This is a genomic window from Candidatus Binatia bacterium, assembly GCA_036504975.1.
GTDB lineage: Bacteria > Desulfobacterota > Binatia > UBA9968 > UBA9968 > JAJPJQ01.
The window spans coordinates 1-22,971 of record DASXUF010000198.1; the positions used below are offsets into that span (position 1 = coordinate 1).

The following is a 22,971-nucleotide window of genomic DNA, read 5'->3' on the forward strand; positions in this document are numbered from 1 at the left end:
CACGTGAAGCTGATCGCCTCGGGCGGGATCGACGAGTACCAGATCCCGCGGCTCAACCCGCTGGTCGACGCCTACGGGATCGGCACGGCGATCGCCAGCGCCCCTGTGCTCAACTTCGCGCTCGACATCATGGAGATCGACGGTCAGCCGATGGCCAAGCGTGGGAAGCGATCCGGCTCGAAGCTCGTCTACCGCTGCCGGGCCTGCCGGGAAGCGATCGTCGTCCCCGCCCACCAGCCGCGCACGCACTGCCCCTGCGGCGGCGAGTACGAGGCCCTCCTCAAACCCCTGATCCGCGAGGGACGCCTCGTCCGGGACCTCCCTCCGCCCCGCACACTCCGCGAGCATGTGCTCGAGGAGCTCCGTCACGTCACGCTCGACGCCCCGGGGCGGGGCGGTTCCCGGGCCGACTACTGACCAGGGCGATTCTCCGCCGTCGAGGCCGGTGTTAGGCTAATCGTCCATGGCGTCTCCAGCCGGGATCCTCGCCAAGATCGTCGCCGCCAAGCGCGTGGCCGTCGCCGCCCGCCAGGCCGGGGCACCGCGCCCCGTCCTCGAAGCCCGCGCCGCGAGCCTCGCGCCCGCGCGCGACGTGGCGGCCGCGCTGACGCCGCGCCCGCCCGGCCGGGTCCGGCTGCTGGCCGAGCTCAAGCGCGCCTCGCCTGTCGCGGGGCTGCTGGCCCGCGACTTCGACCCGGTCCCGCTCGCCCCCGCCTACGTCGCCGCCGGCGCGGCCGCGCTGTCGGTCCTGACCGATCCGCACTTCCAGGGCAGCCTCGCCGACCTCGACGCCGTCCGCGCCCTCGTGGACTGCCCGCTCCTCGAGAAGGACTTCGTCGTGGACGACTACCAGCTCTGGGAAGCCCGCGCCCACGGCGCCGACGCGGTCCTCCTCATCGTGGCGATCCTCGAGCCGGCCCGGCTCGTCGATCTCTACCAGACGGCCAAGGGGCTCGGGCTCTCCATCCTCGTCGAGGTGCACGACGAGGCCGAGCTCGACGTGGCGGCGGAGCTGGGCGCGGGCCTGATCGGCATCAACAACCGCGACCTCGAGACCTTCCGGACCGACCTCGCGACGACGGAGCGGCTGGCGCCGCGGGCGCCGGCTGGCGTGCGGCTCGTCTCGGAGAGCGGGATCGCGACGCCGGCCGACGTCGCCCGGGTCGCCGCCGCCGGGGCCCACGCGATCCTGGTGGGCGAGGCGCTGTCGCGGAGCGGCGACCCGGCCGCCAAGGTGCGTGAGCTCACGGGAGGACCCGCGTGACCGGGCCGGTACGGAAACGGCCGTCCGCTCGAGTGACCCGAGGGTAGAGCCATGACGGTCCGGGTCAAGGTCTGCGGGATCACCAACGTCGATGACGCGCTTCTCGCGGCGGAGGCGGGCGCCGACGCCCTCGGCTTCATCTTCGTCGAGGGAACGCCCCGCTACGTGACACCGGCTCGAGCGGCTGCGATCATCGCCGCGCTTCCGCCGTTCGCGTGTCCGGTCGGTGTCTTCTGGGACCATCCGCCGGCCCAGGTGCGGGCGGTCGCCGAGGAGTGCGGGCTCCAGGCCCTTCAGCTTCACGGGACGGAGCCGCCCGAAATGGTGGCGGCGTTCCGCCTCCCCGTCCTCAAGACCGTGAAGGTGGCCGGCCCCGCCGACCTCGCGCTCCTGGCGCGCTACAAGCCCGCCGCCTTTCTTCTCGACAGCCCGGCCCGGTGGAGCGAGGGCGAGGCCCGGCGCCCGATCTCGTGGACGCTCGCGCGCGAGGCCGGGCAGCGCGGGCGGATCATCCTCTCGGCGGGGCTCACCGCGGACACGGTGGGCGAGGCCATCCGCCTGGCCCGTCCCTTCGGCGTCGACGTCAACTCGGGCGTCGAGGCCGCCCCCGGCCGGAAGGACCCCGAGAAGGTCCGCCGCTTTGTTCGGGCGGCGCGCGCCGCGGCCCTGGAAGCCTCCGATGGGTAAGCGGCCCCGGCTGCCCGACCGCGCAGGCCACTTCGGCCCCTTCGGAGGTCGCTACGCTCCCGAGACGCTGATGACCCCGCTCCTCGAGCTGGAGGCGGCCTATCGGGAGGCGACGCGGGACCCCGCCTTCCGGACCCGGCTCCAGGAGCTCCACCGTCGCTATGTGGGGCGCCCCACGCCGCTCACCTTCGCCGCGCGGCTCTCCGCGCACGCCGGAGGCGCCCGGATCTACCTCAAGCGGGAGGACCTCTGCCACACCGGGGCTCACAAGATCAACAACACGCTGGCCCAGGGACTCCTCGCCGTCCGCATGGGGAAGCCGCGGATCATCGCCGAGACCGGCGCCGGCCAGCACGGCGTGGCGACGGCGACGGTGTCGGCGCGCTTCGGCATGGAATGCGAGGTCTACATGGGCAAAGAAGACGTCGCGCGCCAATCGCTCAACGTCCTCCGCATGAAGCTTCTCGGCGCGAGCGTGAAAGTGGTGGAATCCGGCAGCAACACGTTGAAAGACGCCATGAACGAGGCGCTCAGGGACTGGGTGACGAACGTTCTCACGACGTATTATCTCATCGGCTCCGTTGCCGGGCCGCATCCGTATCCGATGATGGTGCGCGATTTTCAATCGGTGATCGGCAAAGAGGCGCGACGGCAGATTCTTGCCGCCGAGGGCCGCCTGCCGGATTATCTCGTCGCCTGCGTCGGCGGCGGTAGCAATTCGATGGGCCTTTTCTATCCGTTCATTCGCGATTCCCGCGTCAAAATGGTCGGCGTGGAGGCCGCGGGCTCCGGCCTCGACACCGGACGCCACGCCGCGACTATACTCGGCGGCGAGGTCGGCGTGCTCCACGGCAGCAAGAGCTATCTGCTCCAGGACAGAAACGGGCAGGTGCGTCACACGCATTCGATCGCCGCCGGCCTCGACTACCCCGGCGTCGGACCCGAGCTGAGCTACCTCCGCGATCAGGGGAGAATCCGCTTTGCCTCTGCGACCGACCGGGAGGCGATCGCGGCCCTCAAGCTGCTGGCCGAGGTGGAAGGGATCATTCCCGCGCTCGAAAGCGCGCATGCGATCGCCGAAGTCATGCGGCTCGCGCCGCGTCTCAAAAAAAATCAGATCCTCGTGGTTAATCTCTCCGGCCGGGGCGACAAGGACATGGGGACGGTGGGAGAATATCTCGGAATGAAATTATGAATTTTGAATGATGAATGTTGAATTTCAATTCAAAACTCAAAATTCATAATTCAACATTGCGTTATGACTAATCGCATCGACGAAAAATTTGCGGCGCTTAAAAAGCGCGGCGAGGCGGCCTTGATTCCGTTCGTCACCGCCGGCGATCCGGAAATCAAAACCACGCTCAGGATCCTGCGCGCGCTGGAGGAGGCCGGCGCCGACGCCATCGAGGTCGGCGTGCCATTTTCCGATCCGATGGCCGACGGCGCTACGATTCAACGCGCCTCCGAGCGCGCTCTGCGCGGCAGGACATCGCTCACTCACGTGCTCAAGCTGATCCGTGAGTTTCGCCGCGACTCGGAAATCCCCGTGGTTCTCTTTGGCTACTACAACCCTATTTTCCACTACGGTCTCGAGCGGTTCGTGCGCGACGCGAGCGCGGCGGGAGTCGATGGGGTGCTGTGCGTGGATCTGCCGCCGGAAGAGAGCGACGAGCTGAGGGAACAGGCGGAAAAGGCGGGGCTGCACACGATTTTTCTCCTTGCGCCCACCAGCGATGCGGGACGCATCCAATTGGTCGCGCGCCTAGGCCGCGGATTTATTTATTACGTCTCGGTAACGGGCGTGACCGGAGCGCGCCGTGCGCTGGAAAACGAGCTACAAGCGCAAGTCGCGCGCATTCGCCGCTATACTTCGCTTCCGATCGGCGTCGGCTTCGGCATCTCGACGCCGGAGCAGGCGGCGCGGATCGCTTCGTTCGCCGACGCCGCTGTCGTAGGGAGCGCGCTCATCGACGTTATCGAGCGCGCGGGACGGAACGGCAAGAAAGTCCAAGACGCGAAGGCCTTCGTCGCCCGATTGAAGCGCGCCATGCGCGCTAAGAAGGGCCGAGTGACGAGGACTGAGGACTGAGTTTCGGAAATTATTTCTTACACTCAGCACTCAGTCCTCAGAGCTCAGCACTTCTGACATGTCATCATACAGAAAAACTCTCGACACCATCTTCAACCTCCGCGGCGGCGAGATCGATCTCCGGCTCAACCGCGTGGAGCGGGCGCTCGCCCTCTTCGATCATCCCGAGCGGCGCTATCCTTCTTTTCACGTCGCCGGCACGAACGGCAAGGGCTCCACCGCGGCGATGATCCATCGTATTCTCACCGCCTCGGGATATCGCGCCGCGCTTTATACTTCGCCTCACGTGGTCTCTTTTACCGAGCGCATCCGCGTCGGCGACGAGGAGATCTCAGAGGATGAAGTGGTCGAACTGGCCGATGAGATCAAGCGGCGCACCGCCGAGACAAACGTTAGCCTCACCTTCTTCGAGTTTGTCACGGTGATGGCGTTTATTTATTTCGCGCGGAATAAAATCGACGTCGCCGTGGTGGAGGTGGGGCTGGGCGGACGCTTGGACGCGACCAACCTCGTTGTCCCATGCGTCTCGATCATCACGACAATCTCCAAGGATCATGAAGCCTATCTGGGCTCCGATCTTCTCTCCATCGCCGGGGAGAAGGGCGGCATCATCAAGCAAGGCGTTCCTCTCGTCGGCGGATTTTTCGCGCCTGAAATAACCAAGCTGTTCCAAGACATCGCGAGATCCAAAGGCTCGGCCGGCTATTACCTGGGACGGGATTTTTCCGTAGCGGTGAAAGACAAGGGCCGGTTCGACTATTCCGGGTTGCATTGGAGCATGAAGGATCTTTCCGTCGCGCTCCGTGGCCGCCATCAGATGAACAACGCGGCGCTGGCGCTTTGCGCGCTGGAGCTCGCGCAGAGAGATTTTTCGCTCGGCGAGCCGGCCGTGCGCCAAGGATTGAAGACGGTCTTTTGGCCCGGCCGACTCGAAGTCGTTCTCGACCGGCCGACGGTCATCCTCGACGGGGCGCACAACGGCGAGGGGGTGAGGACGCTCGTCGGCGAGATACGTTCTCTCCTCGGGGCGAAGAAGGTCAAGATTCTCTTCGCCTCGATGGCGGACAAGGATTGGCCGCTCATGTTGAAGGAGCTGTCCGCCGTCGCGGACGAGATCGTCTTGACGCGGGTCGCCATGGAGCGGAGCGCCGATCCCGGGAAAATGGCCGAAGCGGTCAAACATATTCCCGCCGCCGTCGTTGAAGATCCGCGGCAGGCTTTGCGCGTCCTGCTGGAAAAGGCCGGTCCGGAAGATGTGGTTCTGGTCACCGGCTCGCTCTATCTTTTGGGTGAAGTTAGGCCGGTATTAATGCACGGCGCGGCTTCCTCGCGGTGAGACCGGCCCGCGTGACTCCTGTCGCGGAAAGAAAAAACGCTTGCCTAGTTGTCGTCTCCTGTATATAACGAGACGGTCAGATTTTCCTGCCATTATTTTTACAAATGCATGTGCAAAAGACATATGCCGTCCTCGGTTTGATTCTGGCCGCCGGTTTGTCGCGCGGCGCGCCTCTGTTCGGCGCCGAGGCGTCCAAGCCCGAGGAGCAGATCCGTTTCACCGCCGATTCTCTCTCGATGAGCGAGAAAGGCACTGAGATCGAAGGTAAGGGCAACGTCGAGATCAAGCGGCAGGAAATGACCCTCAGGGCCGACCGAGTTTGGGCCAATCGCCTGACCAATGACATGGAGGCCACCGGCAACGTTTCCATCGATGATCCCGAATGGAAGCTCAAATTTGCCGACCGGGTGCGCTTCAATTTGAACGAAGAGATCGGCTCGATCGAGAATGGTGATCTGTTTCTCGAACAAGGACACGTAAGCTTGAGCGGGCGCCGGTTGGAGAAATATGCCGGGCAATCCTATCACATCGACGAAGGGATCTTCACCACCTGTCTCTGCGAGGACGGCCCTCCCACGTGGAAGATATCGGCCGCTGAAATCGACGTGACGCGGGAAGGTTCGGGGCGAATCCGGCGCGGCGTGTTTTATATCATGGACGTGCCGGTATTTTATCTTCCGTACGCGATTTTCCCGGTGAAAACCGAGAGACAGACCGGATTTCTTTTTCCCGAGTTCGGCACTTCGACCAAGAACGGGTTTCGCTACATGCAGCCGTTTTACTGGGCGATTACCAAAAGTAGCGATGCGACGCTGTCCTTCGAAACCGAGACGAGGGCGCGCATCGGGTTCCTGACCGAATATCGGCAGATGTTCAGCCGCAACGCGCAGGCGCAGATCAACCTCACCTATTTCAACGAAAGCTTTCGCGATAACCCGGACGCTGCCATTAAAAATGAAACGATCGCCGGCTGCCATCCGACGCCCGGCGGCGCAGACTGCGACATCATTCCGCAAAACCGCTGGAGCGTTATCGCCAATCACCGTCAGACCGCCGCAGCGGGATGGACGACCTACAGCGACGTCGCGCTCGTCAGCGACGACTTTTATGTTCGAGAGCTGGCCCGTACTTTAACTTCCACCTTCGATCGGGAGCGAGACATCAAGACCAGCCGCTACAGCCTGTCGCGGGCGGGCTTCCTGCGGCACTGGGGTGACACGACTCTCCAGGGCGAGTGGGACTACTATCAGGATTTTATTCAGGCGGACAAGCGGACGCTGCATCGCACCCCGCACGTCTCCTTTACCGGCCGACAGGTTTTGTGGAACACGCCGCTCGAGCTGCGCTGGCGGGCGGCCGGGGTGAATTATCTCAGTCAAGAAGGCGCCGACGGCCTGCGCGTCGATCTCAGGCCGGAGCTTGTGCTGCCGTTCAGTTTTGCCAACTATTTGCACGGCGCGTTCGGCGTCGCGCCGCGCGAGACCGCTTATCATCTCTATGATCCGACGGAGAAGCCGCTGTTGGCTGTTTGCACTGCAGGCGGCTGCAGAAGGGTGACGCGGAGGTACGACCACAACAGCTCGCGTGAATTGGTGGAGCTTAACGGCAAGCTGGGGACGTCGTTCGGCCGGGTTTTTGAGTGGGGTGGCGAGGGCTTGAAGAGGATCAAGCACGTCGTCGAGCCCGAGGTCAGTTATCTCTTTGTCTCGCGCAGCAACCAAAGCGAAACTCCGATCATGGATGGCATCGACCGCGTCAACCGCCGGAACCTGATGACTTTCTCGCTGACAAACCGGTTTTGGGGGAGGTTCTCGCAGATCGCCGTTCCGCTCGAGGGTGACGATGTCGAGGCGGTTTCGTCGCTGGCGGCGAGCGACACCACGGAGCTTGGCACCTTGAAGTTCACCGTCAATTATGACGTAGCCGATGAGAAAACGTTCCGCGACCGGATTTCCGACGTGAACACCGAAATGCGGCTGCGGCCCAAGGATTACCTGGCGCTCGGGGTCGGAACCGGCGTGAGTCCCTATACGGGAAAGGTCAACCAGGCGACGGCCCTATTTTCCATCTTCGATCCGCGGCCGATCACAAGGCGGGTGCTCGATCGCGACTTCATGCGGCCCAACTCGCTGGATCTGAGCTACCGCTTTATCGGAAAAACCGTCGACTCGCCTCTGAATGAAAATGCTAACCTAGTTCTTATCGATCGCAAGTCGCGGCATTCTTGTCCTCCCCCGGGGCTGCCCCCGTCTCTCGATAAAACGTTCGATCCCCGTTGCGGAATCGAAAAGGACGTTATGGGATTGATCGGACTGCGCGGCCTGTTGCATTTGACCGATCATTTGCTGTTTCTCTACGATGCCAATTACAACGCCATCCGAGCCGGGTTCACGACGAACCGCGGCGCCTTGAAAATCCTCTCCCGTTGCGAATGCTGGACTTTGACATTTTCCCTCAACCGGACGACCAATCCCAACGAGACCAATTTCAAATTTAGTTTTGAGCTTCTCGGCTTGGGTTCCCAGGCCAAGGAAGCCTTCCGATAATCTGGAGAATGTTTGTGGCGATCTCTCACCCGGCTCGCGTCGATAAACCCTGGGGTTACGAGTTGATCTGGGCCCATACCGAGAAGTATGTCGGCAAGATTCTTCACGTGAATAAAGGGGAATCTCTCAGCTACCAGTACCATAAGGTCAAGGACGAAACGATTTATTTGCTGAGCGGCGCGCTCGAGCTGGAGATCGGAGACGAGAAAGGCAGGCAAACGTACCGCATGAAGCCCGGCGACTGTTATCGCATCAGCCCGGGAACGCGCCACCGCATGATCGCGGTCGAAGATTGCGACGTGTTGGAAAGCTCCACACCCGAGCTGGACGACGTCGTCCGACTCGAAGACCGCTACGGCAGGGCAGGACGGCCATAAAGACTCATAGGTTGCGTTGTGCTCGGTCCGCTTCGCGTCAACGTACTAAAGAGTACGCCTCCGTGCGCGGACCTTCGCGCGCCTCGCGACGTCTTTCTGACCGTCCTGAGAGTAGATGTAATTGGGTGCAGTACCGAAGCCCTTTCCTACGCGTTCGAGAATCTGTTATCATACGGCCTATAAATTCTTTGTAGGCAAGCGATGGAAGGATATCTCACTTTCGAGCAGCGGCTGGTAGAGCGCGGCATGATATCCGCCGATGAGATGGAGCGGATCGTCAAGCTGCAGCAGGAGCAGCGCGCGCATTTCGCCCGGCTGGTCGTCGAGCTGGGCTTTGTCTCGGAAGACGATCTCTTGCCGGTCCTGAGCGACCATTTTTCCATTCCGGTGGTTTCTCTAAAGGATTTTCCGGTCGCGCCGCTGCCGCTGGAGCCCGTTTCCGACGGCGCGGACTTTTTCAAATCCTCCCGCATGGTGCCGTTGAAAATCGAAGGCCGCGATCTCCTGGTGGCGATGACCGATCCGACGGATTTCGCCCGGCTCCATGCCCTGGAAGTTGCGACGGGATTCAAAGTAAAGCCCGTTCTAGCCAAGGAGAAAGACATCACGGCGCGGATCGAAGCCGTGTTCGGGAACGGTTATTCAACCGATTCGCTGTCGGGCGGGTCAGCCGCCCGGGAATTCGAAGGTGCCGCGGATCAGGAAGAGGTCGAGCACCTGAGGGACATGGCCTCGGAGGCGCCGGTCATCCGGCTGGTAAACGCGCTCCTCAGCCGGGCGCTCGAAAGCCGCGCCTCGGATATTCACATCGAGCCTTTCGAGAACCACCTCAAGGTGCGCTACCGGATCGACGGCATTCTCCACGAAATCGATCCACCGCCGCGCCAGTTGAAGGCCGCCATCATCTCGCGCCTCAAGATTCTCGCCCAGTTGAACATCGCCGAGAGGCGTCTGCCGCAGGACGGCCGGATCAAGGTGAAGATCGCGGGGAAGGACGTGGACCTTCGCATCTCGACGATTCCAACGCTCTACGGCGAGAGCGTCGTGATCCGTCTCTTGGAGCGCTCGCAGATTTTTACCAGTCTCGACGAGTCGCTGGGGTTTCCGCCGGACATCTACAAACATTTCAGCGAAATGATCACCAAGCCGCACGGGATGGTTCTCGTCACCGGCCCGACCGGTAGCGGCAAGAGCACGACGCTCTACTGCGCTCTCCAGAAGATCAACGACCCGGCGAAGAAGATCATCACGATCGAAGATCCGGTCGAGTATCAATTGAACGGCGTCAACCAGATCCACGTGAAGCCGCAGATTGGTCTCACCTTCGCCAACGGGCTGCGCTCGATCGTGCGCCAGGACCCCGACATCATCATGGTAGGAGAGATCCGCGATGCCGAGACGGCGGGGATCGCGATTCAGGCCGCCCTCACGGGCCATTTGGTCTTTTCCACGCTGCACACCAACGACGCAGCCGGCGCGGTCTCGCGTCTGCTGGAAATGGGCGTGGAGGATTATCTGCTCGCGTCCGCGCTACTGGGCGTCCTCGCCCAGAGACTGGTGCGCCGGCTCTGCGTGGATTGCCGCACGCAGGTGCCGTTTCAAAGCTCCAAGGTCGAAGAGTTCAGCGCCACGACCGTCTGGGAGCCGATCGGGTGCGACGCGTGCTCCGGCACGGGCTACCTCGGGCGGGTCGGCATCTTCGAGCTGCTTCCGGCGACGCCGGAGATTTGTAAGCTCGTCGTCCAGCGCTCGGACGCCAACCGGATTCGCGCCATGGCGATTTCTCAAGGCATGCGCTTGCTCAGGGAAGACGGCTGGCAGAAAGTACGCGACGGCGTCACCACGCTGGCCGAAGTTCTTCGTGTCACTCGCGAAGAAGCCTAGCAGGCTGCTCACAAAGCCTCATATGCCATCCGCCCCTCCGCAGTTCTCTCTCCTGGCCGATGCGATACGTCTGTGCAACGCGGCACGAGAATGCTACGAGAAATCCTGAAGTACGCTTGATCCGCCTCGTCCCACGCATCGGCCCTTCGAGAACCCCCGGGCGGGCGGTTACGGTAATCGCGTTCAATTTCCTCGATCGACGTACTGAGGGAGTACGCCTACGTCGACTCGGAACTCGCGCCATAGCCCGCCGGTGGCGGGCGTTACGATGGTTCTGCTCGCTTCTTGCTTCGCCGCTGGGTGGATATCGTTAACTCCGTTTATCGCCCCTCGCGCTCCCTGCGAGGGCGGGTGAATCAGCGAGTCGGTTTTTTTGCCAGCTCGCGGTCGATGATCTTCTGAAAGTCGGCGATCGGCTGGGCGCCGACGAGCATGCGGCCGTTGATGAAGAAGGTCGGCGTTCCCGTCGCGCCGAGACGGCTTCCTTCCTCCACGTCGCTCGCGACGGTGGTCTGATTTTTGCCGCTGTCCAAGCATTTATCGAAATCTTCGCCGCCTAGCTTCAACTCGCGCGCGTACTGCTTGAGCTCCGCCGGGGAGAGTCTCGGCGAGCGCTCGAAGAGGAGATCATGATATTCCCAAAACTTTCCTTGCTCCGCCGCGCAGCGCGCCGCCTCGTGCGCCTTGGGCGCCAGCGGATGGAGGTGGGGAATCGGAAAATCGCGGAAGACCCATTTTACTTTGCCGGCGTACTGCGACATCAACTGATGCATCGTGTCCGTGGCGGCCTGGCAGTACGGGCATTGGAAGTCGGAAAACTCGACGATCGTGACCGCGGCGTCTTTCGCCCCCCGCGCGAAGCCTTTGCCGGCGTCCACCTGCACGCGGGTGACGGCCGGCTCCTCGAGATAGACCGTCACTCCCGTTTTAACCCGAAGCGAACGAATGTAGGCTTCGCGCTCCTGGCTCACTTTTTGGCCGTTGAGATGTTCCCAGACTTTGAGCCGGAGCTGAGGATCGTCGGGTTGGGAGAACCGGCTTCGGTTCTGAGCGATAAAGGCGTCGATCTCGGCGTCGGAGACTTTTTGCGCCTTGGCGCTCACCTCTTGCTTGATCAGCTCGTCTATGGAGGTGCCGCGCCGCTTGGCTTCGGACTCTAATAGTTTCTGCTCCACGAGCTTCTCGAGCTTCTCTTCGATCAGCTTGTAGCGCTCGCGCTCGAGCTGAATGAGCTCGTTCTGAAGCGACCGCTGGATGTCCTCCAGACTGATGATCTCTTCGCCCACCTTGGCGGCGGGAGTTTCCTTCGTCTTGACGGTTGATACTTGCGCCGCGCCGGCGACGCGGGGGAGAAAGAGCGCCGCGATAAAGAGCGCTGCGATGAATGGCTTAGGGTGCAAAATGGCCTCGAATGGATCAGTGCTTAACAGAACGATACGGCGGAGTCAATTTCAGGAGGCCGCGGTTGATTTATCGTCTGCTTTCCCCTACTCTCTAGGGCTATGGCGCTGTTTCAGTACCGCGCCGCGGATTATTCCGGCAAGGTTGTCGAAGGGGTCATGGACGCCAATGCCGAACACGGCGTCGTCGCGCGCCTCCATGACATGGGCTTCGTTCCCTTGCGCATCTCCGCGCCGAACGAAGCGGCCGGCAAATCGACCTCCCACGGCGTTCCGCTTTTCCACCGCCGCAAAGTCAGCGAGAAGGGGCTGCTTCACTTTACCCAAGAGCTGAGCACGCTGCTCGGCGCCGGTCTGCCGCTCGACCGGAGCCTTTCCGTTCTGACGAATTTAGTCGAGGGGCAGGAATTCAAAACGATCGTTGGGCGGCTGTTGGAAGAGGTCCGTGCAGGAAAGTCGCTGGCGGTGGCGATGTCCGAGCACAGCGACGTGTTTCCCAAGCTCTACGTCAACATGATTCGCGCCGGTGAGGCGGGCGGAATTCTCGACAACGTGCTACGCCACCTGGTCGAGTATCTGGAGCGCTCGATCAGTCTCAAGGAGGATTTGAAAGCGGCGCTGACCTATCCGGTGATCCTCGCCACGGTGGCGGGACTGTCGTTGATCGTCCTTTTTGTTTACGTCATTCCCAGGTTCGCTCTTATATTTAAAGACATTCACCAGGCGATTCCCTTCATGGCCAAAATGCTGATCGGCTTCAGCCACATGCTCGCCCAGTACGGATGGATCGCGGTGCTGCTCATCATCGTCGGCGCCGCCGGCGGGTCGTTCTACGTCCGCAGCCCCGAGGGAAAGCTTCAGTGGGACCGCTGGCGTCTCAACGCCTGGCTCGTGGGCGATCTCATGCGCCAACTCGAAGTCGCGCGCTTCGCCAGAACGCTGGGCGCGCTCCTTAAAGGAGGCGTGCCGCTGCTGGAAGCGTTGGGCACGGTTCAAGGCGTCGTCGGCAACCGGCTGATCGCGCGCGCCATAGCCCAGGTGCAAATCCGAGTGCGGGAAGGCAAGGGGATGGTCGCGCCGTTGACGGAAAGCGGGCTCTTTCCGCCTCTGGCGCTGCACATGATCGCCGTGGGCCAGGAGACCGGCCGCCTCGAAGGAATGCTCGTGAGCGTGGCGGACCACTTCGACCAAGAGGTCAAGCGCACAACCAAGCGGCTCACTTCCTTGCTGGAGCCGGCGCTGATCCTTGGCATGGGTTTGGTCGTGGGAGTGGTTGTCATTTCTATGCTGACGGCGATTTTCAGCATCAACGACTTGCCCTTCTAAGAAAGAGAGAGATCAAGTGATCCGAAGATACGAAAAATTTTTTCGTCCCTTGCGCCGCTTAACGCGCCGCTCAGGATTTACGCTCGTCGAGCTGCTCGTCGTCATGGTCATTATCGGGCTCCTCGCCGCGTTGGTCGTTCCGCGCTACATCGGCACCGAAGAAAAAGCGAAGGTGAAAGCTGCCAGGGCTCAAATCGAGCTGCTGAGCACGGCATTGGATACGTTCCGCCTCGACGTCGGACGCTATCCCACCACCGAGGAGGGACTCGATTCTCTCCTGCGCAAGCCTTCCAGCGCGGACCGGTGGGATGGTCCTTATCTAAGAAAGGAAGTTCCGCTCGATCCATGGCAAAAGCCGTACATTTATAAAAGCCCGGGCGATCACGGTGCTTTCGACCTGATCTCGTTCGGCGCCGACAACGCTCCGGGAGGAGACGGAACCAATCGCGATGTTACGAGCTGGGAAGGGTAAGCGCGGCTTTTCGCTGCTCGAGCTCCTGGTGGTTCTTTCTCTCATCGGAGTCGTGGCTGTGATGACTTTGCCGTCGCTTGAGAGCGGAATCCGCAAGCGCCAGGTGAGACAGTCCGTGCTTAGTCTCGCCGCGGTGGCTCGCGACCTGCGCCGACGCGCGATCGACGAAGGCACGCTCAAGCAGCTTGTCTTGAGCCCGGGCGAGGACAGCTATCTCGCTTCGGACGCCGAAATTGTCCGCTTGCCCGAGGCAGTCAAGATCACCGGCGTCGCCGGCGGCGAGCCCATGGGAAACCGGCTGACGCAATTTGTTTTTTTTCCCAACGGCAGCATTATCGGCGGCGCGATCGAACTTTCCGATAAAAAAGGCGCGACATACCTGATTCGTTTCGAGCCGCTGGTGGGCCGGGTCGTCGTGACGCAGCCGTGAAAAGCGAAAAGATGAAAGCTGAAAGATGAAATCGAAAATCGGCAATCGAAAATCTAAAATCGAAAATGGCTTTACCCTTTTGGAGGTGGTCGTCGCAATGGCGATCGTCGGTCTGGGCGTGGTGACCTTGATCGAGGTCTTTTCCATGGGGCTCAGGCTCGAAACCGCCAGCGCCGCGCGCACCACCGCGGTCGCTTACAGCCGGCAGGTGATGGATACGGTCTTAATCCGCAAATCTTTCGACGCGCGCGGAGATTCGGGCTCCATCGGCAAGACCCATCGTTGGCAGGTGGACATCCAGCCTCTCAGAGACGACACCCAGATCGCGACCAACTGGAACATCAACCAGATCACGCTCAGAATGCGCTACCCGGACGGCGAGCGCGACAAATGGGTGGAGATAAAGACGCTTCGCATCCAAAAAAAGAAGGAACAATAAAAATCTTGCTCTTAAAATCCAAAATCCAAAACCGATCCTTCGGCAAGCCGAGAATCGGCCCTGAGCGGAGTCGAACGGGTCCAAAATCCAAAATCGACGGCGGCTTCACCCTGATCGAGGTGACGATCGCGATCACGTTGCTGGCGCTGATTGTCCTGATGCTTTACGGCTCGTTCTATCTCGGTGAAAGGGCGATGGCCAAGGCGCAAGAGCGTTCCGATCAAAGCCAATCGCTCCGGAGTTTCGAGGAGTTTCTTGCGGCATACATCCACTCGGCCCATCCCTATCGCCCTACGACCCGGGATCCGGCGGTCTATTTTATCGGCGATGACCGCAGCGTTGAATTCGTCTCCTCGCTCTCGACCGGGCTGGGAGGCCGAGGCATGGCGAAGATACGCATCGCTGCGGATTCGGCGGGCAGCAGCGGCGCGACGTTAACGCTGGATGAGGAAATGCCGGTGCGCATGAGCGACAAAGGACTGGGCAGCGGCGGCGGAGGCTATCGGAACAGCATCGTTCTCGCCGCAGGACTTAGAAGCTTTCGCATCGAGTACCTCGACCCTCAAAGCGAGAACGAGAACTGGGTCGATGAATGGGATGGGCGGCAGCGTCGGGCTCTGCCCAGGGCGGTGCGTCTCAGCTTTCACGGCGACCGGAGGAACGAAGTACGCTGGGTGTTTCCCATCATGATCGGCGTCCTGGGTGCATCATCATGAAAAAGCGCTCAGCACTCAGCGCTCAACACTCGGCACTTTCGAATGAGCGCGGCGTGGCGCTGGTGATCGTGCTGTGGATTTTTATTTTTCTTTTCGTCGTGGCCTTCGATTTTTCCGCTTCGGTCCGCGAGGAAGGCATGGCGACCTACCGTTACGCTCAGGAGGCGGAGGGCTATTATCTCGCGCTCGCGGGCTTTCAGCAGGGGGTCTATGAACTGCTCAAGCTCTCGGCGCAGACGGGGCAGGTCGTTCTCCAACAGGGCGACGATCTGTTCGAAGGGAATTGGAAAAAAGGCACGCTCGGCCAGGGAGTCTACGAAGTGCGCTTCGTGGACGAGGCGGGAAAGATCAACTTGAACCGCGCCAACGACGACACGCTGAGACGCATCTTCATGCACCTGGGGGTGGACGAGCGGCAGAGGAATATCATCGTCGATTCCATCATGGACTGGCGCGATGAAGACGATCTCCATCGGGTGAACGGCGCGGAAAGCGATTATTATCTTACGCTCTCGCCTCCGTATACCGCCAGGAACGGCGCTTTCGACGCGGTGGAGGATCTTCTTTGGGTGAAGGGGATGACCGCGGAGCTTTTCTACGGCCGGGAGGGAGGAGTCGGGCTCAAAGAGATTTTTACCCTGGACAGCCCCGCGGGCGTCAACCTGCGCACGATGACGGCGCCGGTCTGCGTCGCGCTTCTCGGCATTCCGCTCGAGAAGTGCCGGGCGTTCATCGAGCAAAGGGCGAAACTTTCGGAGAAGACTCTGGCGGATCTTTTGCGGCTCTTGGGGATCGCCGACGATTCCTTGATCCGCCGCCAGGTGATGTTTGCCAATCCGACGATCATCTCGATCGAGGCGAAGGGACATCAGGCGGACTCGCCCACGGAGCGGCAGGTGAGGGGCGTCGTCCGCATCCTCGGCGGCGACCGCGGCTTTGAGCTCCTGCGCTGGCTGGATCGGGACTCGGTAAGAGTTCAAAGGGTCGGCGGACTCATCGGAGAAGAGGAAGGACGAGCGGGTCGACTATGATTTCCCCGCGTTGGTTTAAAGATCTCTCACGCGCCGATTTTGTAAGAAGCGTCGGGCTCTACGTCACGCTCGAGCGCTTTTATCTCGTGCGCATGCGGAAGAGCCTGCTGAACCTCGCCGTGCTCGAGACCGAGACGCGCGAGATCGCGCCCGGAGAAGATTCGGCGGCGCGGAAGCAAGCCCTCGCCGACGCGCTTCGCTCTCTGCCGCGCTTCGATCCCGCCAAGGACCCTCTTTACGTCTGTCTTTCGTCGGACCAGGTGGTCAGCCTGGAGATTTTTTTGCCGCAAATCGCCGGGGAAAATCTCTCCCAGGTGGTGGATTACGAGATCGAAAGGCAGCTTCCGTTTCGCCGCGAGGAGATCTACTACGATTTTCTTCCCATGGGCGTGAAAGGGGACAAGGTCGGGGTGCTTCTCTTTGCGGTGCAGAAAAAAATCGTCGACGACATCGTCGAGGTGCTTTCCGGCTTCGGCGCCAAGCCCCGCGCCGTGGAAAGCTCGGCGACGGCGCTGTCCAACTATCTGCTTTTTTGCACCGGCGGGCTGAGCGGGCCCGCCTTGCTCCTCGGCGGCCAAAACCACGACTGGGAGATGACCGGTCTCAGCCCGCGCGGCGAAGGCTGGAGGCGTGAGGCGGTGTTCGCCTTCAGCCACCGCCTGCCCCATTCCGATTGGGCGCAAGGTCCGGGCCGAGAGCTTTTTTACAGGTCGCTCCGCGACTCGCCGCGCTTCTTCGGCTGGGGCAACGCAGCGGAATTCTTACGCTCGGTGAGCGAGGAAGCCGTGCCCTATGAGGACCTGTTCGAGCTGGGAAAAGGCAAGTTGGCCAAGGGCGAGGAAATGGCGGCCGATCCCGCCTTTATTCCCGCGGCCGGCGCCGCGCTGAGCGGGCTCCGCGAGGCGACGTTCGCGGTCAATCTCGGTGCCGGCGCCAAGAAAGAGAAGGGCGGAAGGGAGCTTTCCTGGCTGAACACGTCGCTCGCCGTTTTGCTCCTGCTCGGCCTGCTCGGCTGGGGCGGCAGTTATGCCGTCAAAGACGAGATGCGGCTCCGCCAGTTGCAGAAAGAAAACCAGAAGATCGCGCCGGCCGTCGAGGCGCTCCGCCGCGAAGAAACGGAGCTCAACCGCCTGCGCAAAGAGATCGCCTTTTTCACCGAGCACAAACAGCGCCGCGGCGTCGTCACGCATATCCTGGACGAGCTTTCGCGCGTCGTGCCCGCCAACTCTTATGTTTCCAACCTGCGCTTTCGTGAAAACACCCTGGAGCTTCAGGGCAGCGCGGAAAGCGCGTCCAACTTGATTCCTTTACTGGAGCGCTCTCCGGTATTCGAGAACGTGACGTTCAACGCGCCTTCGAGCAAGGGCCGCGACAATAAGGAGACGTTTTCGCTCAAGGCCGAGATCGAGCGGACGAAAGCGAGCGCGCCGAAACCATGAATCGTATCGCGCTCATCTGGAAGCGGTTCTCCAAGCGGGAAAGGGGTCTGGTGATCGCGACCCTGGCGATCTTTGTCGCGCTGCTGGGCCGCATGTTTGTGCTCGGACCGTTTCTCGAGCGCAGAGAATGGGCTAAAAGCCAGCTCGAAATCCAGCCCCAGCGGCTGGAAAAAAACCTGCGCTACATCGACCGCAAGAGCGACATCATGGCCGGTCTCGAGAAAGCCCGGGCCGAGCTCAAGTCCTTGGAGCCGCTGCTGCTCACGAGCGATACCGCCTCGGTGAGCGCCTCCGACCTGCAGCAGACGGTGCAGGGATTGGCGTCGCGCGGCGGCGCCCAGGTCATCTCCACCCGAGTCCTGAGTCCCGAGACCCTGGGTCCGTTCACGCGGATTCCCATCCAATTGGAGATCAGCGGGCTGATCGAACAGGTGGCCGGCCTGATCCAGGGGATCGAATCGGCTCCCAAGCTCCTCGTGGTCAACGAGATCAACGTTCGCTCGTTTGCCATCGTCGGCGCCGCGCCTCGCCGTCCGGATGGGACCGCCACTCAACCACAGCAAAACCTGCGCGTGAGTCTGACCGTCTCGGGCTTCGTGCGCAACCAGCCTGCGGCTGCTTCTTCCAAGGAAGCAATATCGGGTGCCGAAGGAAGCGCGCAAGACAGTGGCAATCGGGTCGAGAGGCGGCCCAGGCTTGAAAGTGATCAGTAGGGTAAACAGAGGATCAAGGAAGCATCATTTGACGCGCTAGCGTATCCCATGCGTTCTGTGATATATAACACCCTTCTGGTAAATATAACGTTGATGGAGGTTGAGCTATTTTTAAGCGTTCTTCTTTACTGAGCCTCTTACTGCTGGTCTCGATCGGGTTTGTAGGCGCAAGCACTTATCAGCTCTGGAAAACGGGGCCCTGGGACTTGCCTTCCCCGGCGAGAGCCAAAGATAGCGCGCCCGCGCTCGCGGCCAATGAAGAGACGCCGGAGTTCCAGGTGGCCAACACGCGCAACATCATCGAAAAAAATCTTTTCGATCCGGAGCGCGGCGCCAACCGGACGAAGGAAGCCGAAGCGTCGGCGGCGGCGACGCAGCGCGTCCGCAGCCTGGTGCTTCTGGGCACCGCAATTTTGGGCAACAGCCGCTACGCCATCATCCAGGAGCCGTCCACCGCCGGCCGCGGTCCCACGAAGGCGCAGCCCGGCAATTCAGGACAAATGCGCCTCAAGCTCGGAGACGCGCTGGAAGGTTTTAAGCTGTCGGAGATTCGGGACAAGAGCGTGGTCTTTACCAAAGGCGCCTCCCGGGTGGAAGTGACGATCGATTTCTTTCGTCCCGGCGAGGAGCCGCCGCCGTCGCGTGCGCCGATACCTCCGCGACCCGGAGTCGGAGCAAGCATTCCGCCGCGCGCCGCGCAGGGCGCCGCAACGCCTTCGAATCCCGGGAACGAGGGAAACCCAGGCGGCGCAAGGAGAGCGCTCAGGGGAGAGCGGCAGCTTCAGCCGCCGCAGCAACCGGCCGGGCAGCCGCCGCAGAGAATTGCGCCGCAAGGGGAGAACGCTCCGGCCGAGTGATCTAAGGCGCCAAAGGAGGGAAGCATGGCAGGGAGAATGTCGCGCAAGAACATTCTAGTTGCGGTTCCGCTGTTGTTCGTGTTCCTGACGACTTCGGGTCCGACGGGCATGATGGTTCGCGCGCAGGAAACCAAGCAGCGGGGCGGGGAAGAGAGCCAGGCTGAACCTAAGGACGCAGATGAGCCGGAAGAGCAGGAAACCCCGACTCCGCCGACGCCCCCGGCACGGCCTCAACCGGGAGTCCGCGGCCGACCGCCCGTGGCAACGCCCGAGCGGCGTTTGGTTCCACCTCCCTCGGCTTCCAGGGCCGAAATGGTCTCGCTCAACTTCAACGGCGCCAACCTCATCGAAGTCATCCACGTTTTGGCGCAGCATCTGAAGCTCACCTACACGATCGATCCTGAAGTCAAAGGCACCGTAACGATCAACAGCGCCGAGCCACTCAGAAAAGACGACCTGATGCCGATCTTCCATCAGATTCTCAGGATGAACGACGCCGTCGCCATCAAGACCGGCGATCTTTACCGCATCGCTCCGATCGCGAAAGGCAAAGGGCTGGCCCGGCCGGCGGGTCCTGACAACGAAACCGGCTACGCCATTCAAGTCGTTCCGGTGCGTTTTTTCTCCGTAGCCGAGATGAAGCGGCTGCTTGCCCCGTTCGTCACTCCCGGCGGCGAGGTGCTCGATTTTCCGCGCGGGAATTTCCTCATGATCGTCGATCTGCCCTCGAACGTGCAGCGGCTGATGGAGATCCGTGACGTGATCGACGTCCAGACTTTTGTCGGAACCCGGACGGAGATCTATCAGCCCAAAGTCGCCAGCGCCGATGAGCTGGCGGCGGAGATGACCAAGGTCATGCAATCCTACGCCTCTTCGGCCTCTCAGGCGGAGGGGTTCGCTGCGCAGTTTCTGTCGATTCCGCGGATCAATCAGCTCCTGGTCGTCGCCGACAGCGAGGCGGCGTGGGTATACGTCCGGCGCTGGCTCGAGCGGCTCGACACCATCGGCGAAGGGCCGGGGAGAAGGATTCACATTTATCCGGTTGAAAACAGCAAGGCAGTCGACCTCGCCGATGTATTGACCCAGGTGCTTGGCATCTCCGGCGGCCCGAGAAGAGAGCAGGGACGGACTCTGGAGCAGCTCCACCGCGGCACATCGGGCGCAGCGATACCGACGACGCCCGGTTTGCTGCGGCAGCCGGGAACCGGATTTGGAACATTTGGAGGCCAACCATCGACCATGGGGGGCATCAATGCGCTTGCTCCGGCGCAGCAGCAGCCGCAACCCGGCGCGCCGCCGCCGCAGACGACCACGCGCCCGCCGGCGGGACGGCCCGACGCGAGACCCGACGCCCGGCAGCAGGAAGCCAAGCAGGAAGAGTTGCGCATCGTCGCCGATCAGACGACAAACACGCTGATCATTTTCGGCACGGCGCAGGAATTTCAAAACATTAAAAATATTCTCAAGGATCTCGACATCCCGCCGCGCCAGGTGGTGCTCGAATGTTTAGTCGCGGAGGTGAAACTCAGCGGCAGCAACAGTTTGGGCTTCGATTACCAGGGCTTGCTGGGGCTTAGAAAAGGCGGTAGATTTACGGGCGATTTTTCGACGACCACAACGAGCACAACCGACGGAACTACGACGACGACCGTAGTTCCCGGTCCGCAGGTTTTCGGCTCGACGGGCATCGCGGCGCTGGTCGGGAGCAACAATGTCCGCGGCTTGGTTACCGCGCTCCAGAGCAACGACCGCTCGAAGATTCTCGCCTCTCCGACGATTCTCGCGACCGACAATCAACCGGCCCGCATCCAGGTCGGGGACGAGATCCCGATAGCCACGGGTTCGCTCACGGCTTTGGCGGGGGCGACGACAAGCGATCTGGCGACCGCCACGACGATTCAGTCCCGCAACACGGGAAAGATCTTGACTATCATTCCCCAGGTCAATTCCAAAGGGCTTGTCAATCTACAGCTCAAGGTCGAGGTGAGCAAGCAAGGCGGTAATGTCGTCGTCGGCAACCAGCAAACCACTTTCCCCTCCTTCTCCACGCGCGACGTGGAGACGACCGCGGTGGTCAAGGACGGCGAGACTCTGGTGATCGGCGGTATTTTCAGCGAAGACAGGAGCAACGGCCGGAGCGGCGTTCCGTATCTTATGGACATCCCGGTGTTCGGCTGGTTTTTCAGGAAAACAACGGACACATTGACCGAGCGAACGGAGCTCATCATTCTTATCACGCCGCGCGTGATCCGCGACGTGGATGAGTCCCGGAGAGTCACCGACGAGTTTAGAGAAAAGCTCCGCACGGTCGCCGGGGAGATCGAGAGAATGAGGCGCGGGGGAGCGAGAGACGACTTGCCGCCGCCGAAGGTTGAGCCCCTTGCTCCCGAGAAGGAATCGCGGGTGATTCCGGAAATCATCGGCCCGGAAAATAGCGCTGCGGGTGGCCGAGAAGCGGCCATCGCCGAGACCTCGGTGAGGAAATGGACGGTTCAGGTTGACGCCTATCCGGACGAACTATCGTCGCGCATGGTGGTTCGGAGGCTGAAGCAAAAAGGCTACGATCCCTACGTGCTCGTGGCCAACGTCAAAGGGCGCGATTGGTACCGGGTCCGGGTGGGCCGCTTCGCTACGCGCCGTGAAGCCAAAGAATTGCTGGAGGAACTCCAAAGCAAAGAGAAATTCACCATGGCGATGGCGGTGAGCCGGTAAGATTCGTATTTAGTGATCGTCGCTCAACGGGTTTACACCCTGTCAACTCTTGGCGAAGCTCGGACGGCCGTTCGAGCTTCGCCGTTTTTCCCTCCCTATGCCTTCTGAGTTGTTCCATTTGCTCGAGACACTCCTCCCGCTTCCGACGGCGCCGTTTCAGGAGCGCTTTGTCAGCGCGTTCATTTGCGGCGAACTGAAGACGGTCGGGCTCGACTTTACCGTCGACGAGTACAGCAACATCATCGCGGGTTCCGACGGCGAACCTTCGCTCGCCTGCGTCGCGCACATGGACCATCCGGGCTTCGAGATCGCCGAAGCCTCGGACGGGACGGCGAAGGCTTCATGGTTCGGCGGCGTGGCCGCCAAGTATTTTCCCGGCGCGCGCGTCGTCGTATACGATCAAAACTCGGGCGCGGTGCGCGCGCGGGGCGTTGTCCGAAAGATCATCAAGAATGCTCAGGGGCGGGTGGAACAGATGTTTTTGCGGCTAAACGGCAACGTAGCGCCGGGAGATTTCGGGACATGGGATTTAGTACCGTTCCGCCGCCAGGGCGAGCTGATCCACACCAAAGGGGCCGACGACCTGGTCGGCTGCGCGACCATCTTGACCCTGCTGAAAGAGGTCAAGAAGCGCGGCATCCAGACCGGAATCCGCGCCGTGTTCACGCGCGCCGAAGAGCATGGCTTCCTCGGCACTCTGGGAATGATTCGCTCGGGCTCGCTGCCGCGTTCGACTAGGATCATCTCCGTCGAAACCAGCAAAGCGCTGCCGGGCGTGATTTTGGGCGGCGGTCCGGTGATCCGCCTCGGCGATCGCGGCAGCATGTTCGATCACCGGATAGTTCTGTTCATGGACAGCATCGCGCGCGCATTACAGAAGAAAGACCGGCGCTTTTGTTACCAGCGACGGGTCATGGACGGCGGCACTTGCGAGGCGACGCCTTATCAACTAAACGGCTACATCGCCGGCGGCGTCTCGATCCCCTTGCACAACTATCATAACCAGGGCAAAACGAGGATCGGCGCCGAGGCGGTCCATTTGCGCGATGTCGAAGGCGCGGTGCGCTTTCTTGCGGAGCTGGCGCTCGGGATGGAGAGCTTCGATGTTGCGGTCGAAGAGATGCGCGCGCGCATAGAAGGCGGTTGGGAAAAGTATGGGGCGAGGCTGCTCAAATAAAAATGGAGTACTGGAGTGATGGAGTAATGGAAGGGAGCATAGGGTTTTCCCAGCACTCCAATACTTCAACACTCCA

At 61.5% G+C, this 22,971-nt stretch carries 21 protein-coding genes; 20 read left to right on the forward strand and 1 reads right to left on the reverse strand.

Features of this window, described 5'->3' with window-relative positions; genetic code table 11:
- From VGL70_24460 to gspE, 9 genes are all read left to right on the forward strand, one after another.
- On the forward strand, positions 1-417 hold a 417-nt coding region (locus VGL70_24460), incomplete at its 5' end, for a nicotinate phosphoribosyltransferase (protein HEY3306687.1).
- Positions 418-463: 46 nt separating this feature from the next.
- Positions 464-1,264: an indole-3-glycerol phosphate synthase TrpC gene (gene trpC, locus VGL70_24465; protein ID HEY3306688.1), complete on the forward strand. Its 801-nt coding sequence runs from the start codon at positions 464-466 to the stop codon at positions 1,262-1,264.
- A 51-nt stretch (positions 1,265-1,315) separates the two neighbouring features.
- Positions 1,316-1,951, forward strand: coding sequence for a phosphoribosylanthranilate isomerase (locus VGL70_24470; GenBank protein ID HEY3306689.1), 636 nt, complete (start codon positions 1,316-1,318; stop codon positions 1,949-1,951).
- A complete protein-coding gene (trpB, locus tag VGL70_24475) occupies positions 1,944-3,146 on the forward strand; it encodes a tryptophan synthase subunit beta (protein HEY3306690.1) in 1,203 nt (400 codons plus the stop codon). Before VGL70_24470 ends, trpB begins: the two co-directional genes overlap by 8 nt.
- Positions 3,147-3,209: 63 nt before the next feature.
- Complete coding sequence (gene trpA / locus VGL70_24480) at positions 3,210-4,040, forward strand: tryptophan synthase subunit alpha (GenBank protein HEY3306691.1); 831 nt, start codon at positions 3,210-3,212, stop codon at positions 4,038-4,040.
- A 58-nt stretch (positions 4,041-4,098) separates the two neighbouring features.
- The gene (locus tag VGL70_24485) at positions 4,099-5,376 is read left to right on the forward strand and encodes a folylpolyglutamate synthase/dihydrofolate synthase family protein (GenBank protein HEY3306692.1); all 1,278 of its coding nucleotides are present in this window, start codon (positions 4,099-4,101) and stop codon (positions 5,374-5,376) included.
- 110 nt (positions 5,377-5,486) lie between these two features.
- Positions 5,487-7,922: an LPS assembly protein LptD gene (lptD, locus tag VGL70_24490; GenBank protein HEY3306693.1), complete on the forward strand. Its 2,436-nt coding sequence runs from the start codon at positions 5,487-5,489 to the stop codon at positions 7,920-7,922.
- Between the two features lie 20 nt (positions 7,923-7,942).
- A complete protein-coding gene (locus tag VGL70_24495; GenBank protein HEY3306694.1) occupies positions 7,943-8,299 on the forward strand; it encodes a cupin domain-containing protein in 357 nt (118 codons plus the stop codon).
- Positions 8,300-8,500: 201 nt separating this feature from the next.
- The gene (gspE, locus tag VGL70_24500) at positions 8,501-10,183 is read left to right on the forward strand and encodes a type II secretion system ATPase GspE (GenBank protein ID HEY3306695.1); all 1,683 of its coding nucleotides are present in this window, start codon (positions 8,501-8,503) and stop codon (positions 10,181-10,183) included.
- A gap of 356 nt (positions 10,184-10,539) precedes the next feature.
- On the opposite strand, the gene VGL70_24505 is transcribed toward gspE, so the two are convergent.
- The gene (locus VGL70_24505) at positions 10,540-11,583 is read right to left on the reverse strand and encodes a thioredoxin domain-containing protein (GenBank protein HEY3306696.1); all 1,044 of its coding nucleotides are present in this window, start codon (positions 11,581-11,583) and stop codon (positions 10,540-10,542) included.
- A gap of 102 nt (positions 11,584-11,685) precedes the next feature.
- Between VGL70_24505 and VGL70_24510 the strand changes: the two genes are divergently transcribed.
- The 11 genes from VGL70_24510 to VGL70_24560 all read left to right on the forward strand — a co-directional run bounded on the left by VGL70_24510 (position 11,686) and on the right by VGL70_24560 (position 22,895).
- Positions 11,686-12,909: a type II secretion system F family protein gene (locus tag VGL70_24510; protein HEY3306697.1), complete on the forward strand. Its 1,224-nt coding sequence runs from the start codon at positions 11,686-11,688 to the stop codon at positions 12,907-12,909.
- 16 nt (positions 12,910-12,925) lie between these two features.
- Positions 12,926-13,381: a type II secretion system major pseudopilin GspG gene (gene gspG / locus VGL70_24515; GenBank protein ID HEY3306698.1), complete on the forward strand. Its 456-nt coding sequence runs from the start codon at positions 12,926-12,928 to the stop codon at positions 13,379-13,381.
- Positions 13,359-13,811: a prepilin-type N-terminal cleavage/methylation domain-containing protein gene (locus VGL70_24520; GenBank protein HEY3306699.1), complete on the forward strand. Its 453-nt coding sequence runs from the start codon at positions 13,359-13,361 to the stop codon at positions 13,809-13,811. The genes gspG and VGL70_24520 overlap by 23 nt, the downstream gene beginning before the upstream one ends.
- A 25-nt stretch (positions 13,812-13,836) precedes the next feature.
- Positions 13,837-14,250: a prepilin-type N-terminal cleavage/methylation domain-containing protein gene (locus tag VGL70_24525; GenBank protein HEY3306700.1), complete on the forward strand. Its 414-nt coding sequence runs from the start codon at positions 13,837-13,839 to the stop codon at positions 14,248-14,250.
- A 5-nt stretch (positions 14,251-14,255) separates the two neighbouring features.
- Complete coding sequence (locus VGL70_24530) at positions 14,256-14,966, forward strand: prepilin-type N-terminal cleavage/methylation domain-containing protein (GenBank protein ID HEY3306701.1); 711 nt, start codon at positions 14,256-14,258, stop codon at positions 14,964-14,966.
- A 53-nt stretch (positions 14,967-15,019) separates the two neighbouring features.
- Complete coding sequence (locus tag VGL70_24535; protein ID HEY3306702.1) at positions 15,020-15,997, forward strand: hypothetical protein; 978 nt, start codon at positions 15,020-15,022, stop codon at positions 15,995-15,997.
- Positions 15,994-17,436, forward strand: coding sequence for a PilN domain-containing protein (locus VGL70_24540; GenBank protein ID HEY3306703.1), 1,443 nt, complete (start codon positions 15,994-15,996; stop codon positions 17,434-17,436). The genes VGL70_24535 and VGL70_24540 overlap by 4 nt, the downstream gene beginning before the upstream one ends.
- Complete coding sequence (gene gspM, locus VGL70_24545; protein HEY3306704.1) at positions 17,433-18,149, forward strand: type II secretion system protein GspM; 717 nt, start codon at positions 17,433-17,435, stop codon at positions 18,147-18,149. Before VGL70_24540 ends, gspM begins: the two co-directional genes overlap by 4 nt.
- A gap of 206 nt (positions 18,150-18,355) precedes the next feature.
- A complete protein-coding gene (locus tag VGL70_24550; GenBank protein HEY3306705.1) occupies positions 18,356-19,006 on the forward strand; it encodes a hypothetical protein in 651 nt (216 codons plus the stop codon).
- Positions 19,007-19,030: 24 nt separating this feature from the next.
- Positions 19,031-21,718: a type II secretion system secretin GspD gene (gspD, locus tag VGL70_24555; GenBank protein HEY3306706.1), complete on the forward strand. Its 2,688-nt coding sequence runs from the start codon at positions 19,031-19,033 to the stop codon at positions 21,716-21,718.
- 118 nt (positions 21,719-21,836) lie between these two features.
- Positions 21,837-22,895, forward strand: coding sequence for a M28 family peptidase (locus tag VGL70_24560; protein ID HEY3306707.1), 1,059 nt, complete (start codon positions 21,837-21,839; stop codon positions 22,893-22,895).
- Positions 22,896-22,971: the final 76 nt, after the last annotated feature.